Origin of the sequence: Aminobacter sp. NyZ550, assembly GCF_025628925.2 — a bacterium.
GTDB lineage: Bacteria > Pseudomonadota > Alphaproteobacteria > Rhizobiales > Rhizobiaceae > Aminobacter > Aminobacter ciceronei.
Genome location: NZ_CP114191.1, coordinates 68,245 through 83,434, shown reverse-complemented (window position 1 = coordinate 83,434; position 15,190 = coordinate 68,245). Strand labels below are relative to the sequence as shown.

Sequence of the window (15,190 nt, the reverse complement as noted above, 5' to 3'; positions counted from 1 at the left end):
GTCACTCCGCCGGCTGGGGCTCGGTCCGCGCGGCGGCCTTGCCTTCGGCCGGCACCGTGCCCGTGGCCCGCATCTGCTGCCACCGGTCCCACAGGCCGACGATGCCGCGCGGCAAAAACAGGGTGGAGGCGATGAACAGGCCGCCAAGTGCGAACAGCCAGAGTTCGGGCAAGGCGCCGGTGAACCAGCTCTTGGCGGCATTGACGGCGATGGCACCGACAATCGGCCCGACGATGGTTCCGCGGCCGCCGACTGCGGTCCAGATCACGACCTCGATCGAATTGGCAGGATCGAATTCACCGGGGTTGATGATGCCGACCTGCGGCACGTAGAACGCGCCCGCTATGCCGGCCATCATGGCCGACAGCGTGAAGGCGAACAGCTTGACGTTCTCCGCCCGCCAGCCGAGGAAGCGCGTGCGGCTCTCCGCATCGCGCACGGCCATCAGAAGCTTGCCGTATTTCGAACCGACCACCAGCCAGGTGACCAGCACGCCGAGCGCCAGCGCTACCGCGCTCGCGGCAAACAGCGCCGAGCGCGTTTCGCTTGCCTGGACGCTGAAGCCAAGGATGTCCTTGAAGTCGGTCAGGCCGTTGTTGCCGCCGAAGCCCATGTCGTTGCGGAAAAAGGCAAGCAGCAGGGCATAGGTCATGGCCTGGGTGATGATCGACAGATAGACGCCGGTGACGCGGCTGCGGAAGGCAAACCAGCCGAACACGAAGGCGAGCAGGCCCGGCACGGCCATGACCATCAGCGCTGCGAACCAGAAGTGATCGAAGCCGAGCCAGTACCAGGGCAGTTCCTTCCAGTTGAGGAACACCATGAAGTCGGGCAGGTCAGGGTTGCCGTAGACGCCGCGCGCGCCGATCTGGCGCATCAGATACATGCCCATGGCGTAGCCGCCGAGGGCGAAGAAGGCGCCGTGGCCGAGTGACAGGATGCCGCAATAGCCCCAGACGAGGTCGAGCGCGAGCGCAAGCAGGGCATAGCAGAGATATTTGCCGGCCAGCGCCACGACGTAGCTCGGCACGTGGAAGGCACTCTCGGCCGGCACCGCGAGATTGAGCACTGGCACGATGACCGCAGCCGCGAGCAGCGTGGCGATGGTGACGGCGATGCGCCGGTCGGAGGAAAACAGGCGACGCGCGATCATGCTTCCACCGCCCGTCCCTTGAGCGCGAACAGGCCGCGCGGCCGCTTCTGGATGAACAGGATGATCAGCACCAGCACCAGGATCTTGCCGAGCACCGCACCGGCGTAAGGCTCGAGGAACTTGTTCAGAACGCCAAGCGTCATCGCGCCGATGAAGGTGCCCCAGAGATTGCCGACACCGCCGAAGACCACGACCATGAAGCTGTCGATGATGTAGCCCTGGCCGAAATTGGGCGAGACATTGTCGATCTGGCTCAGCGCCACCCCCGCGATCCCTGCGATGCCCGAGCCGAGTGCGAAGGTGAAGGCATCGACCCATGGCGTGCGGATGCCCATCGAGGCGGCCATGCGCCGGTTCTGGGTCACCGCGCGCATGCGCAGGCCCCAGCTCGTCCGCTTCATGATGAAGACCAGCAGAAGGAAGACGGCGAGGCAGAACAGCACGATCCAGAGCCGGCTCCAGGTGATTGTCAGCTGGCCGAGCTGGAACGCGCCGGCCATCCAGCTCGGTGCGCCGACCTCCTGATTGGTCGGGCCGAAGATGGTGCGGACAGCCTGCTGCAGGATCAGCGAGACACCCCAGGTCGCCAGAAGCGTTTCGAGCGGACGGCCATAGAGGAAACGGATCATGCCGCGTTCGATGGCGAGGCCGACGCCGCCGGCGACGAGGAAGGCGGCAGGCAAAGCGATGGCCAACGACCAGTCGAACAGGTCGGGCGCGAAGGCGCGGATCGCCTGCTGCACGACGAAGGTGGTGTAGGCGCCGAGCATGACCATCTCGCCATGGGCCATGTTGATGACGCCCATGACGCCGAAGGTGATGGCGAGGCCGATGGCTGCGAGCAGCAGCACCGAGCCGAGCGAGATGCCGTACCAGACGTTTTGCGCCACCTGCCAGGCGGCCATGCTGGTCTCGATCTGCGCGACCGAGCGGGCGGCCGTCTCGGCCAATGCGCCGGTGCTTGCGGCCTGGAAGGCTGTCAGCTGGGCCAGCGCGTCGCTGTCGCCGCGGTTTGCAAGAACGGCGATGGCAGCGCGTTTTTCGGCCTCGCCGAGGTCGGAAACCAGGACTGCGGCGGCGCGGGCCTGGGCAAGCGCTGCTTTGACCGTGGCGTCGGTCTCGCCGGCAATCGCTGCGTCGAGAGCTGGCAACGCCGTCTTGTCGGGGCGCTTGAGCATGGTGCTTGCCGCCGACAGCCTCACAGTTGGATCGGCCGATCCGAGGGTAAGCCCACCCATGACGTCACGGATGGTGCGGCGGAGCGCGTTGTTGACCTTGACCTTGGCAATATCGGCCTTCGCAGCTGTGCCGGCTGCCGTTCCGTCGAGCGGATCGGACAGCGAAAGCGTCTGGCCATCTTCCTTGCCTGTGAAGATGCCCTGGTCGGACTTTCTGACATAGAGGTTGCCGTCGGCCAGGGCCGACAGGATGCGCTCGACGGCCGGCTCCCCGGTGGCGGCAAGATCGCGGACGACGGATTCCGTCTCCTGGAAGTTTGTCGTCGTGGCGAGCCGGGTGAGCAATGCCCGCAAGCCCGCCTCGTCGGCATGGGCAAGCGACGGCAGGCTCGCGCAAATGACGGCAATGGCCAGGACTAGACTGCGGACGAACTGCATCTGGGATGGCACCTGTGTGCGATTAGGATTGGGGTGCCGGGCGAGATGGCCTGCCCGGCACCTTGATGGGGCTAGTTGGTCGTGCCCTTGCCGCCGCACTTGCCGGTGGCAACGTTAAAGTTTCCGCACGACATCGGCGCGCGCCAGTCGGCGATCAGGTCCTTGGAATCGGGCAGGTAGTCGGACCATTCGTCGCCGACCACGAGGCCCGCGGTCTGCCACACCGTCTCGAACTGGCCGTCGGCCTGGATCTCGCCGATCAGCACCGGCTTGGTGATGTGGTGGTTGGGCATCATTGTCGAGAAGCCGCCCGAGAGGTTCGGCACCGAGACACCGACGATGGCGTCGATGACGGCGTCCGGATCGGTGGTACCGGCCTTCTCGACCGCCTTCAGCCACATGTTGAATCCGATGACATGGGCTTCCATCGGGTCGTTGGTCACCCGCTTGTCGTTCTTGGTGTAGCCCTTCCAGGCCGAGATGAACTCGGCGTTGGCGGGGCTATCGACTGACTGGAAATAGTTCCAGGCGGCGAGATGGCCGACCAGCGGCGCGGTGTCGAGGCCGGCGAGTTCTTCCTCGCCGACCGAGAAAGCGACCACCGGAATGTCCTCGGCCTTGATGCCCTGGTTGCCGAGCTCCTTGTAGAACGGCACGTTGGCGTCGCCATTGATGGTCGAGACGACGGCGGTCTTCTTGCCGGTCGAGCCGAACTTCTTGATGTCGGAGACGATGGTCTGCCAGTCGGAATGCCCGAACGGCGTGTAGTTGACCATGATGTCCTCGGCGGCGACGCCCTTCGACTGCAGATAGGCCTGCAGGATCTTGTTCGTCGTCTGCGGATAGACATAGTCGGTGCCGGCGAGCACCCAGCGCTGCACGCCTTCTTCGTTCATCAGATAGTCGACGGCAGGAATGGCCTGCTGGTTGGGCGCGGCGCCGGTGTAGAACACGTTGCGCTGGCTTTCCTCCCCTTCATACTGGACGGGATAGAACAGCAGGCTGTTGAGCTCCTCGAAGACCGGCAGCACCGACTTGCGTGACGACGAGGTCCAGCAGCCGAAGACGGCGGCGACCTTGTCCTGCTCGATCAACTGGCGTGCCTTTTCGGCAAACAGCGGCCAGTCCGAGGCCGGATCGACGACGACGGCCTCGAGCTTCTTGCCGAGCAACCCGCCCTTCTTGTTCTGTTCTTCGATGAGAAACAGCATCGTGTCTTTCAGCGTCGTTTCTGAAATCGCCATCGTTCCGGACAGCGAATGCAGCACGCCGACCTTGATGGTGTCGTCCGCCGCCGCGGAGGGCGACGCCAGGCTGAGCCCGGCGCCGATTATCCCGGCCATGGCTGCGGCGGTCCAACGTGCGAAATGTCCCCTCATTACCAGTCTCCCATTTGGCTTTGTTGCACTGAACAATGTCATGCAACCGTCATGCCAATCGCTCAGGGCCAGTTTGGAGGCAGGGAAAGTCGCGCATTTTCATAAGGTTGGCCTAATGCCCCCGAAGGCATGGCTGCTCATGCCGCCAGCCGGTGTCCCAGGATTTGTGCATTGCACAGCAGATATTGCCAGTTTTTTGCCCAGATCTGATTTTTGCATAAACTATGAGCAATAGTGCCCTCGCGGCTATGCCGGCCGTCGAGATGCTGGGAGCCATGAACCAATCGCCGGCTTTGCTCGTAAGAGAGGGAGAACGGGCATTCCGAGGAGCAGCCATGCGCCGGAACAACGATGCTGGGCGGGTCGTGAGCAACAGGCGGCTGGCGTGGGTCACTGGCGCCGGCTCCGGCATCGGCCGCGCCTTGGCGTTGCGGCTTGCCAGCGAAGGCTGGCAGGTCGTGGCAAGCGCGCGGACGGCGAGCGATCTCGCCGAACTGGCCGCCGAGGCGCCGGGTCGTATCCGTGCATTTCCGCTCGACGTGACCGCCGAGGCGACCGTACTCGAGACGGTTGCCCGCATAGAGGGCGAAATCGGGCCGATCGATCTCGCCGTGCTGAACGCCGGCACCTATGCGCGCGACTCCGCCACTGAGTTCGACGCCGGCGCCTTTCGCGCCACCGTTGACGTCAATCTGATGGGCTGCGTGCATTGCCTGGCCGCGCTGATGCCGCGCATGCTGGCGCGCCAGGGCGGGCACGTTGCCGTGGTGTCTTCGGTTTCAGGCTTCGTCGGCCTGCCGGGCGCTGCAGCTTATGGCGCGACCAAGGCAGCGCTGATCAACATGTGTGAAGCGCTCCACCCTGAACTCGCGGCTCGGAACGTGCGGCTCAGCCTTGTCTGTCCGGGTTTCGTCGACACGCCCCTGACACGGAAGAACGATTTTCCGATGCCGTTCATGATCTCGGCAGACGCTGCGGTCGACCACATCATGGCTGGCCTGAAATCGCGGCGTTTCATGACCGCTTTTCCATGGAAGATGGTGCTGTCGATGAAGCTCCTGGCGGCGATGCCAGAGCGGCTGCGCTTTGTGATCACGCGGCGCATGGTCCGCGACTGACGGCACGGCGAAGGTCGGTGGACCCGGCTCTATTGCGCGTGTTCCGGAACCCTTGTCGTCACGACGGTGGTGCTGATCTTTTGAACTGCGGCGTTGTGCCGGTGGACGGGGATGCCCTTCCACCAGATGCGCAGCGCCTCCCAGTGAATGCCAAGCGTCACCTTCAGCGTCATCAGCGGGTAGCGGAAGAGGGCGCCGAGCAAGGCGCGGTCGGTGAGCTCTTGACGCCTGCCGGCAAAGGAGGCGGCAAGAAGTGGGCCTTCGGCGTCCGATTCATCGATGCGCACCAGGACCCTGTCACCGGGCGGCTCGATGTGGAAGCGGTAGAAGCAGGACATCGGCATGAAGGGCGAGACGTAGAGTTCCTTTGCGCAGCCTTGACGTATCGGGCCGCTCGCTCCGGCGTCGACCGGAATGACGTAGGTGTGGCGTTCGCCGAAGGTGTTGCAGACCTCGTAGAGGATTGCCCTGAGCGGGCCATCGGGCGCGTGGCAGAAATAAACCGTCAGCGGATTGAAGACGTAGCCGAGGATTCGGGGATAGCAGAGCACCCGGATGCGCATGCCGCTCTCCAGCCTATCGGCCTTGGCCAGTTGCGCCTCTACCCAGCCGCGCAGGCCGCTGGCGCTGCCGTCGCCGTGGTCGGCATCCCAGAAGCTGAGGATTGCGCAGCGGTTGTAGCCGAACAGCCGGGAAGTCACGCTGACACCGGGCATTTCGTCGAGATCGAGCAGCAGCGAGAAGACGCGGTAGTGTAGCCTGTGGCGACGCGGCCTGAGCCGCGTATGCGTGACCGTGCCAGAAAACAGCGCGGAGCGCAGGCTCATTCGGCTGCCTCCAGCCGGGGCATCAGCGCAATTCGCCCGGATTCGTCGCGCACCTTCCATGGTCGCCTGATGTCCGCGAGACTTTCGGCAACAGCGAGGCCGGATTGCAGGCCGTCCTCGTGGAAACCGAAGCCGAAATAGGCACCGCAGAACCAGGTTTGGCGTCGGCCCTGCAGGCGCCAGAGCTGCTGCTGGGCGTCGAGCGCGCGCTGGTCGAACAGCGGATGGGTGTAGTCGTAGCGCCCGATGATCTTTGCAGGATCGATCTGGCGCGTCGGGTTGAGCGTCACGAACAGGGGATGGCGCATGTCGAGGTTCTGCAGCCGGTTCATCCAGTAGGTCACGCATAGCGGCTGGCTGTTGTCGTCGCGGTCCTCGCCGATATAGTTCCAGCTTGACCAGACCCGCTTGCGTCGCGGCATGAGGTTCTCGTCTGAATGCAGCACCGCCAGATTGTCGGTGTAGCGGAAGGCGCCAAGCAAAGCCCGCTCCTGCTGGTCGGCGTCGGAGAGCAGGTCGAGCGCCTGGTTGGCATGAGTGGCTATGACGACATCGGTGAAGGTGTCGGCATGTCCCTTGGTGTCGGTGACGACGACCCGGCCGTTCTTGCGCGCAATATTGCCGACCGCCGTGCTCAGCCTGATGTTGTCGGCGAAGTTGGCGCTCAGCCGGCGAACATATTCCCGGCTGCCGCCAAGCACGGTTCGCCACTTCGGCCGGTCGGCCAGGCTGAGCAGGCCATGGCTGGCGAAGAACCTGACGAAGGCGAGCAGTGGGTAAGCGCGCATGTCGCGTGCCGTTGTTGACCAGATCGCTGCTCCCATCGGCAGCAAATGGTCCTCGACGAAAGCCGGAGCATAATCGTTGCGATCGAGATATTCGCCGAGGCTGACGCCGTGCAGGTCGGCGCGAATGAGCAGCGCCGGCGCCTCGCGGTAGAAGCGCAGGATGTCACGCATCATTCGCCAGAAGCGCGGCCGGATGACATTGCCGCGCTGGCCGATCAGGCCGTTGAGGCCGGAGCCCGAATATTCGAGCCTGCCGCCTTCGAGCGAGGCGGCGAACGACATGTTGGAAGCTGCCGTCGGCACGTCGATTTCACGGAACAGGGCGACGAGGTTGGGATAGTTGCGCTCGTTGTAGACGATGAAGCCGGTGTCGACGGGCAGGGCGCCGTTGTTGGTCGGAACCATGACCGTGTTGGAATGGCCGCCAAGGCGAGGCTCGCTTTCGTAGAGCGTGACATCAAGCTTGCGGCCGAGCAGCCAGGCTGCCGAAAGACCTGATATGCCGGATCCGATGACGGCGACGCGGCGCGCGTGATCGGGCAATTCCTTGCTGGTGTCGATGCTCACGTCTCGCCTTTCCGCTGCGCCTTATGCTGCTGGATACGGAGCGCAGGCCCCGGCGGATCGCTGGGACGCGAAATTTTTCCGAAGCGAGTGATCCGGCGGTGGCTCGCCGGCGTACCAACAGCATGAACACGGTCGTTTCCATCGGCGTTCCGGCGTGGCAGAAACGCTTCAAGGCGGGGCATTGGCGCTCCGCGCCATGGCATGGTGATTTGGGAACAGCCGACATGAACCGCCCGACTGGCGTCGACGATGGTTCCGACATGCGAGAACTGCTGTGCGCTGTGGGTGCCGGGCGGGACATCGAAGCTTATGAACAGCTGTTTCGCCACTTCGCACCACGCGTGAAGGCCTACATGGCGAGGACGGGTGGCAACGGCCAGCAGGCCGAGGAACTGATGCAGGAAACCATGATCGCCGTGTGGAACAAGGCGGAGCGTTACGATCCGGCGAAGGGGGCGGCGTCAACCTGGATCTTCGCCATTGCGCGTAACCTGCGCATCGACGCTTTCCGGCGTGAAAGGCGACCGGAATTCGACCCGGAAGATCCCGCCTTCGCGCCCGACGATGTCGCTCCCGCCGATGCCGAGCTCGACATGCGCGAGACATCGGAACAGCTTCACCATGCAATTGCAGCCCTGCCTGCGGAACAGGCGTCGCTGCTCAAACTGTCGTTTTTCGAAGACCAGTCGCACAGCGCGATCGCGCAGCGCCTGAACCTGCCCCTCGGGACGGTCAAGTCGCGCATGCGCTTGGCCTTCGACAAATTGCGGGCCGCGCTCGCCCGCTCCGGAGACGTGTCGTGACCATTCGTCACCATATCAGCGACGACCTGCTCATCAGCTATGCCGCCGGCAGCCTGGCTGAGGGCTGGAGCATTGCGGTGGCTACGCATCTCGCGCTGTGCCCAGCCTGCCGGCGTCGCCTGACAGTGGCCGAGGCCGTCGGCGGCGAGTTGCTCGATACGATGGAAGACGAGGCCTCGGTCGACCAGTCCTGGGCCAGCGTGCGCAGCCGTTTGCAGCAACCCGAGACCGCGGCCGCCCGCCAAAGCTCTGTTGGGCACAGCGGCGGCTTGCCGGAGCCGTTGCGCTCCTATGTCGGTGGCGATTTCGACACGCTTAAATGGCGGCCGCTCGGACGCGGCGCGTACCAGATCCCTATCAAGACGGGCGATCGCGAAACCATGGTCAGGCTGCTGCGCATTCCCGCCGGCAAGCCGGTGCCGGAGCACAGCCATGGCGGCCGCGAGCTGACGCTGGTGCTGGCCGGCAGCTTTCACGATGGCACGGGTCTGTTTGCGCGTGGCGACCTCGAGGACGCCGACGCCAGCCTGACGCACCAACCGGTAGCCACGCCTGAAGCCGACTGTATCTGCCTTGCGGTGACCGACGCGCCGCTGCAGTTCCGCAGCTGGATCATGCGGGCGATCCAGCCTCTGCTTGGGATTTGACCGGTCCGTTGTTCGAAAGCAGCCTATGATTGCCAGCTACGCCACTGCCTACGTCGCCACTGCCGTCGTCTTCTTCGGCCTCGATTTCCTGTGGCTGTCGACCATCTCGACGAACTTCTACCGCAGCCGCATCGGCGCCCTGCTTCTCGACCAGCCCCATTTCGGCGTCGCCGGCCTGTTCTACCTCGTCTATGTCGCAGGCATCGTGCACTTCGCGACAATGCCGGCGCTGAACGGCGCGAGCTGGACGACAGCGCTGATCAATGGCGCTCTTCTCGGCCTCGTCGCCTACGGCACCTACGACATGACAAACCTGGCCACGCTGAAGAACTGGTCGGTGACGGTCAGCGTCGTCGACATGGCCTGGGGCGTCGCTCTCACCGGCACTGCCGCAACGATCGGGTATCTGGTCACCGCCTGGGCGATGGCCAGGCCGAGCTGATGAGGGCTGCCTTTCGCAGCATAGCCAACAGGCAAGGCAGGAGCCGAGGTCGTCTTCATCGACCCGGTGGCGCTGGCAGGCTTGATCGCTCTCGATGACAGAGCGACAGCCGATCGGCGAGGCATAACGGTCAGGGCGATCACCTAGTCTTCGAGGCGACTTGCAACCAGTGCCGGGATTTCTTTCAGGGCGAAGGCACGGAAAGCAGCGGCCACGGGTGAGGGCGAGACGTCTCGCCGTTCGACCAGTCCGACTTGCCTGCTTGCCGCCGCATCGGCCAGTTCGAGCACCGCCACGCCATCATGGGCGCCATGCATGGTCAATGACGGCAGGATGGTCAGGCCGAGCCCGGCCTTCACCAAAGCAACCAGCGAGGTGACGTTGTAGACGGTCATCAGCGACCGTGCGGAGAGCTGCTTGTACGCCTCTGCATCGATCCTGTCGGATGCGCCGTTGCGGATCAGCGTCGCGCCGTGCAGATCGCTCCATTCGACAGGACGTTCGAGCTGGCAGAGTTCGTGATCGTCCTTGCAGAGCAGCTTGAACCGGTCGCTGAACAACGGCGTGAATTCGACGCCGCCGCCGGCACGGCTCTCGCCGGCAATGCCTATGTCGGCGACGCCGCTTTCCACCATGCGCCGTACCTGGGCACTGTCGATGTCAAACAGTTCGACCTCGACCTGTGGTCGGGTTTCCAGGAACCGCTGCAGGATGGGCGGCAACACGTTGGTGGCGACCGAGGGTACCGAGGCAATCGACAGGCTGCCGATGCGGCTATGCGCGAAAGCCCGCATGATGCCGATCGACTTGTCGAAGCTGCGGATCTGCTCGCGGCCGAGATCGAGCATCAGATTGCCAAGCGCCGTCAGGCTGTTCTTGCGATCGGTCTGGAACAGCGGTCCGCCGATCTCGTCTTCCAACTGCTTGAGGGTCATCGAAACGGCTGAGGCCGTGCGGCCAACCGTATCGGCTGCGTCCTTGATGTTGCCGCTCTCGGCAACCGTGACGAAGACCCGCAATGCTTCCAGTTTGATCATCACACCAACTTCAATTCTTCTGAAATTGATAACAGAAATATCTGCTTGATTGAAGTGGGGCGGTGGCGGATTTTCAGGCGAGCAATGGAGATCGACATGGCAGAACGCTACGCCAATCTGATCGGCGGCCGGTGGCGGCAGGGCGATCGCTTCCACGAAAATCGCAGCCCGTCCGATGTCACCGACCTGATCGGTCTATATGCCCAGGCCGATGCGAGCGATGTCGACGAGGCGGTCGCAGCTGGCCGGGCGGCGATGCCGGCCTGGCGGGCGACCGGGCTCGAACAGCGTCAGGCCATCCTCAACAGGATCGGCAATGAACTTATGGAGCGGTCAGCCGAACTGGGTGGGCTGCTGTCGCGCGAGGAGGGCAAGCCGCTGGCGGAAGGTCGCGGCGAGGTGTTCCGCGCCGGCCAGTTCTTCACCTATTACGCGGCCGAGGTGCTGCGGCAGCTTGGCGAAAACGCGGAATCGGTGCGTCCCGGCATCGAGATCGACATGCGCCGCGAACCGATGGGACTGGTGGCCGTCGTCTCGCCCTGGAACTTTCCGACCGCCACCGCCAGCTGGAAGATCGCGCCGGCGCTTGCCTATGGCAATGCCGTCATCTGGAAGCCCGCCAACGAGACACCGGCCTCGGCCTGGGCTCTTGCAGAGATCATCCATCGCGCCGGCCTGCCGGATGGGACGTTCCAGTTGCTGATGGGGCCAGGCGCGGTTGTCGGCAACGGGCTTGCCGGCCACCCAGGCGTAGATGCCATCACCTTCACCGGCTCCTACGAGGTTGGCTGCCAGGTGGCCGTGGCTGCAGCCGCGAGACTGACGAAGTTCCAGCTCGAGCTCGGCTCCAAGAACGCGCTGCTGGTGATGGATGATGCCGACATCGACCTGGCTGTGGCGGCCGCCGTTGGCGGCGGTTACTCGGGCACAGGCCAGAAATGCACCGCCTCCTCGCGCTTCGTCATACATGAGAACATCCACGATGCCTTCGTCGAGAAATTGGCCGCTGCCGTCGGTGGCTTGAAGGTCGGTCACGCCCTGGCGGATGGCACGCAGGTCGGTCCCGTCGTCAGCGCGCGCCAGCTTGCGGCGAACCTTGCCTGGATGGATCGTGCCCGGATCGCTGGCGCCGAAGTGGCGGTCGGTGGCGAGCGGCTGCAACTTGCCCATGACGGCTTCTACATGGCGCCGGCGCTTTTGACCGGGACGACCAATGCGATGGACTTCAATCGCGAGGAAATGTTTGCGCCCATCGCTGCCGTGCAGAAGGTCGGCTGCTATGACGAAGGGCTCGCCGCCGTCAACGACACGCGTTTCGGGTTGGTTGCCGGCATCTTTACCCGCTCGCTCGCTCGTGCCAGCCATTTCCGGCGACATGCTGAGACGGGCTGTGTCACCGTCAACCTGCCGACGGCGGGAACCGACTATCATGTGCCGTTTGGCGGCCGGAAGGGCTCGAGCTTCGGCTCGCGCGAGCAGGGCCGTTCGGCGGCCGAGTTCTACACCCAGGTCAAGACAGCGTATATTCGAGCAGGGGAGCCGGAGTAAGGTCATGGACGCGAAGATCGCCAGCCCTGTCGTTGACTGCCTGCAATATGCCAACTGGAGTGCGGACGTCTTCGCCCAGATGCGCGCCGGCGGCGTGCATGGGGTACATGCCACCATCGCCTATCATGAGAATTTCCGCGAGACGGTGGCGAACATCATTGCCTGGAACCGCCATTTCGAGCGCCATTCTGATCTCATCTTTCCAGGTCGCGCCGGCAGCGACATCGAAAGGGCGATGCGGGAGGGGCGCACGGCCATCTTCTTCGGCCTGCAGAACCCGTCGCCGATCGAAGACGACATCGGCCTGATCGAGGTCTGCCATGCGCTTGGCGTGCGCTTCATGCAGCTGAGTTACAACAACCAGTCACTGCTTGCCACCGGCTGCTACGAGGGCGAAGACCCCGGCATCACCCGCTTCGGGCGCCAGGCGATCGCCGAGATGAATCGTGTCGGCATGGTCGTCGACATGAGCCATTCCGCCGAGCGCTCGACGCTTGAGGCTATCGAGCTCTCGGCGAGGCCGATCGCCATCACCCATGCCAATCCGCATTGGTGGCATCCGGCCTTACGCAACAAGTCCGATACGGTGCTGAAGGCGCTGACGCGATCGGGTGGCATGCTCGGCCTGTCGCTCTACCCCCACCACATGAAGGGCGGCTCGAACTGTACGCTCCAGAGCTTCTGCGCCATGGTCGCGGAGACCGCTTCGCGTTACGGCGTCGCGCATCTCGGCATCGGCAGCGATCTCTGCCAGGACCAACCGGACTCGGTGGTCGCCTGGATGCGCAATGGCCGTTGGTCGAAGGTCACGGACTATGGTGAAGGCTCGGCTTCGGCGGCCGGCTTTCCGCGGCAGCCGAGCTGGTTCACCAGCAATGCCGACCTTGGCAATCTCCGTGACGGGCTGTGCAAGGTAGGCTTCTCCAATGAGGAAGTCAGCGACATCATGGGTGGCAACTGGCTTCGGTTCTACACCCAATCGTTTGGACCGATGTGATGGCCAACAGGGCAACAGCCACTGCGACCGCGCCGCAGCTAGCCATGCGCTCGCCCGACGTCGTCATGCGCCTGCGGCGGATGGGAGCTTCCTTTCCGACACGGCTCAGCTTCCTGCGCACGCTGATCCGGCGTCTTGTTTCAAGCGGTGCGACGGTGCGCCGCCCGGACTGGAGCATGGACGACAACGGGTTCGGCGATGCGGTCTACACGTTCAGGCTGGGTGGGCACGACTACAGCCTTGTTGCCTTTTCCTGTCCGCTTCCCGACGAGCAGCGCTCCGACCGCGTCATCGCCGAGGCCTGGGACACCAGCTTCGTGCTTTATGACGGCATTCCCGACAAGGCCGAGATCGAACGGCTGCGGGAAAATGCGCCGCGCCAGGAGGCGGGGCGTTTTGGACCGCGCGACCTGGTGCTGAGCCGCGCCAACAAGTCCGTGCGTTTCTTCGAGCATGTCGTCGACAGCCTGGCGCGTGGGCGACAGCCGGAACGCGACCGGCTTGGGGAAGTCGGCTATCTTCTGCGCACCACCGCCGTCTACGGCAACGGCAAGTTCGGCATCGCCGACCGTTGCGTGCTGGCGGAACGCGAGGGGCTCACCGGTCCCTTCCAGGCCGAGATGCTGACGGTCTGGCTGATCCGCGAATTCTCCCACGATCTCGTCGAGCACGTTGCAAGGCGCCGCTCGCCGGAAACCTTCGTGCCGCTTGCGCCGGAGCTGCGCCGCCACATCGGAGTCGGCAACTCCACCGGTCTCGGCATGGCGCCGTTCCTGGCCAATCATCCGCAGCTGCTGAACAACTGGGTATTTGCGCGCGAGAGCGCGCTGGCGCGGGTGCGGGCGAAACGATACCTGGATGCTGCCGCGCTGGATCGGCTCGGCGACCTCTGGCGGCAGGCGGGCAGGCATCTCGATCAATGGTCGGTCGAAGACGATGCCTTGATGGCGCGCATCCTGGGCCTGCGCGGCGAGTGGGCCGAGGCCCAGGCCTGGATCGACCCCGCAAGGCTGCGGGTCATGTCGTCGCCGGTGGCGTCACTGCTCGAGCGTTCGCAATTCATGTCGGTGGACTTCCAGGAATTGCTTGCAGCGCTCGTCATCGAATTGGCGGGAGCAGAAAACGACGATCTCGCCGACGGCATGGCAGCTGCACAGGAAGCGGCGCTGCAGCCAGGCATGAGGCTTGCGGCGCTTCGCAGGCTGCTGCGTGATCACTATGGCTGGGCACTGACGATCGCGTTCGACAGGCCGGCGGAAACCGCCCAGTTCTGGTATGTTTCGGAGGAGAAGCTGGAGCCCCGGCTTGGCCGCCGTGCCGCCGAAGCTGGCGCCGATCTCGAGCTTCCGCTCGACATCGCCCGGCAGGTGCAGCGCCTTGCCGCCGACCTTGAGGACGAGGCGGAAACACAAACCGTCGCCGCGTTCCTTGCCCGCTTCCCTCAGCATCGCCATGCGGTACGCCGCATACAGATGGCGGCGACCGCACCCTATTCGGAAATCCGCGACAACCTGCTCTCGGACCGCTGCCTGCCGATCAACATGCTGCGCTGCAAGCTTGCCTTTTTCGGCGCATCGAAATTCGACCCGCGTTCGGATCGCTGGACACGCATCACACTTTTTCAGGGGGCGCCGACGCGGGACGAAATCGCTGCCGGCGAAACCGACGATTGCTGGCTTCCGGTGCTCAGATGACGACGATCCTGCTCTCCTACAACGAAGTGCAGACGCTCGCCCGCAAGGCAGCCTGCGGCGCCGGATTGCCTCATGGCGTGGCGGAGGATGTCGGCCAGGCAGCCGTCTGGCTCTCGGCGCGCGGCATCGACGCTGTCGGGGTCGTGATCGACGCGCTTGGCCGCCAAGCGGAGGTTCTCGGCGACCAGTCGGCCATCGATGCCCTCTGCTGTGGTGAAACTGCCGAGATTGCGTTCGAGGGACGAAGCTGCAGCTTGATGCTGATCGGCCTCGCCGGAGCGGTGGCTGCCAATACGGCGATGAACCTCACCCTGCGTTATGATGGCGGTGTGGAGCCGCTGGCGCTGGCGGCGAATCCTGCGGAACTGGCCGCGTCGGCGTTGAGCCTGCGGCTGCATTCCCCACCCGACGGCGGGATGCCTATGCCGCGTCGATCGCCGCGACCGGCTGCGACGGACGCTGCGGCCTACGCGGCAGCGCTCGGCCTTGCGGCGAGGACCTATGTGCCGGCCTCGGAACTGTCGCGGGCCCAGGGCGCTGGCGCGGGCACCACCGACAACGATTGAGGGATTTC

14 protein-coding genes are annotated in these 15,190 nt (G+C 64.4%); 8 read left to right on the top strand and 6 right to left on the bottom strand.

Going from position 1 to position 15,190, the window contains the following annotated elements:
* Position 1 precedes the first annotated feature (1 nt).
* From urtC to urtA, 3 genes are all read right to left on the bottom strand, one after another.
* The gene (gene urtC / locus N7E70_RS27740; RefSeq protein ID WP_269441478.1) at positions 2–1,153 is read right to left on the bottom strand and encodes an urea ABC transporter permease subunit UrtC; all 1,152 of its coding nucleotides are present in this window, start codon (positions 1,151–1,153) and stop codon (positions 2–4) included.
* A complete protein-coding gene (urtB, locus tag N7E70_RS27735; protein WP_263008211.1) occupies positions 1,150–2,769 on the bottom strand; it encodes an urea ABC transporter permease subunit UrtB in 1,620 nt (539 codons plus the stop codon). The genes urtC and urtB overlap by 4 nt, the downstream gene beginning before the upstream one ends.
* A gap of 71 nt (positions 2,770–2,840) precedes the next feature.
* On the bottom strand, positions 2,841–4,148 hold the full coding sequence (urtA, locus tag N7E70_RS27730; protein ID WP_442866535.1) for an urea ABC transporter substrate-binding protein: 1,308 nt from the start codon (positions 4,146–4,148) through the stop codon (positions 2,841–2,843).
* A gap of 335 nt (positions 4,149–4,483) precedes the next feature.
* On the opposite strand from urtA, the gene N7E70_RS27725 reads away from it, so the two are divergent.
* Complete coding sequence (locus tag N7E70_RS27725; protein ID WP_263008210.1) at positions 4,484–5,266, top strand: SDR family NAD(P)-dependent oxidoreductase; 783 nt, start codon at positions 4,484–4,486, stop codon at positions 5,264–5,266.
* A 29-nt stretch (positions 5,267–5,295) separates the two neighbouring features.
* On the opposite strand, the gene N7E70_RS27720 is transcribed toward N7E70_RS27725, so the two are convergent.
* Positions 5,296–6,093: a DUF1365 domain-containing protein gene (locus tag N7E70_RS27720; protein ID WP_067967248.1), complete on the bottom strand. Its 798-nt coding sequence runs from the start codon at positions 6,091–6,093 to the stop codon at positions 5,296–5,298.
* A complete protein-coding gene (locus tag N7E70_RS27715) occupies positions 6,090–7,448 on the bottom strand; it encodes an NAD(P)/FAD-dependent oxidoreductase (protein WP_263008209.1) in 1,359 nt (452 codons plus the stop codon). Before N7E70_RS27715 ends, N7E70_RS27720 begins: the two co-directional genes overlap by 4 nt.
* Positions 7,449–7,672: 224 nt before the next feature.
* Here N7E70_RS27715 and N7E70_RS27710 point away from each other — a divergent pair, with 224 nt between their 5' ends.
* From N7E70_RS27710 to N7E70_RS27700, 3 genes are read left to right on the top strand one after another with little or no spacing between them, the layout of a single operon-like run.
* Positions 7,673–8,251: a sigma-70 family RNA polymerase sigma factor gene (locus tag N7E70_RS27710; protein WP_263008218.1), complete on the top strand. Its 579-nt coding sequence runs from the start codon at positions 7,673–7,675 to the stop codon at positions 8,249–8,251.
* Positions 8,248–8,898 carry a ChrR family anti-sigma-E factor gene (locus tag N7E70_RS27705; protein ID WP_182574697.1) on the top strand — a complete coding sequence of 217 codons (651 nt, stop codon included), beginning with the start codon at positions 8,248–8,250 and terminating at the stop codon, positions 8,896–8,898. Before N7E70_RS27710 ends, N7E70_RS27705 begins: the two co-directional genes overlap by 4 nt.
* A gap of 25 nt (positions 8,899–8,923) precedes the next feature.
* Positions 8,924–9,340 (top strand): DUF2177 family protein, encoded by a 417-nt coding sequence (locus N7E70_RS27700; RefSeq protein ID WP_263008208.1) that lies wholly within the window; start codon positions 8,924–8,926, stop codon positions 9,338–9,340.
* Between the two features lie 143 nt (positions 9,341–9,483).
* Here the strand turns inward: N7E70_RS27700 and N7E70_RS27695 are convergent, their stop codons facing one another.
* Positions 9,484–10,377, bottom strand: coding sequence for a LysR family transcriptional regulator (locus N7E70_RS27695; RefSeq protein WP_154384445.1), 894 nt, complete (start codon positions 10,375–10,377; stop codon positions 9,484–9,486).
* 96 nt (positions 10,378–10,473) lie between these two features.
* Between N7E70_RS27695 and N7E70_RS27690 the strand changes: the two genes are divergently transcribed.
* The 4 genes from N7E70_RS27690 to N7E70_RS27675 are packed head-to-tail and all read left to right on the top strand — an operon-like array spanning position 10,474 to position 15,182.
* Positions 10,474–11,925 (top strand): aldehyde dehydrogenase family protein, encoded by a 1,452-nt coding sequence (locus N7E70_RS27690; RefSeq protein WP_263008207.1) that lies wholly within the window; start codon positions 10,474–10,476, stop codon positions 11,923–11,925.
* Positions 11,926–11,929: 4 nt separating this feature from the next.
* Entirely contained in the window at positions 11,930–12,922 is a 993-nt protein-coding gene (locus N7E70_RS27685) for a membrane dipeptidase (protein ID WP_067967262.1), read from the top strand.
* Positions 12,922–14,616 carry a hypothetical protein gene (locus tag N7E70_RS27680; protein WP_263008206.1) on the top strand — a complete coding sequence of 565 codons (1,695 nt, stop codon included), beginning with the start codon at positions 12,922–12,924 and terminating at the stop codon, positions 14,614–14,616. Before N7E70_RS27685 ends, N7E70_RS27680 begins: the two co-directional genes overlap by 1 nt.
* The gene (locus N7E70_RS27675) at positions 14,613–15,182 is read left to right on the top strand and encodes a DUF3726 domain-containing protein (RefSeq protein WP_263008205.1); all 570 of its coding nucleotides are present in this window, start codon (positions 14,613–14,615) and stop codon (positions 15,180–15,182) included. The genes N7E70_RS27680 and N7E70_RS27675 overlap by 4 nt, the downstream gene beginning before the upstream one ends.
* Positions 15,183–15,190: the final 8 nt, after the last annotated feature.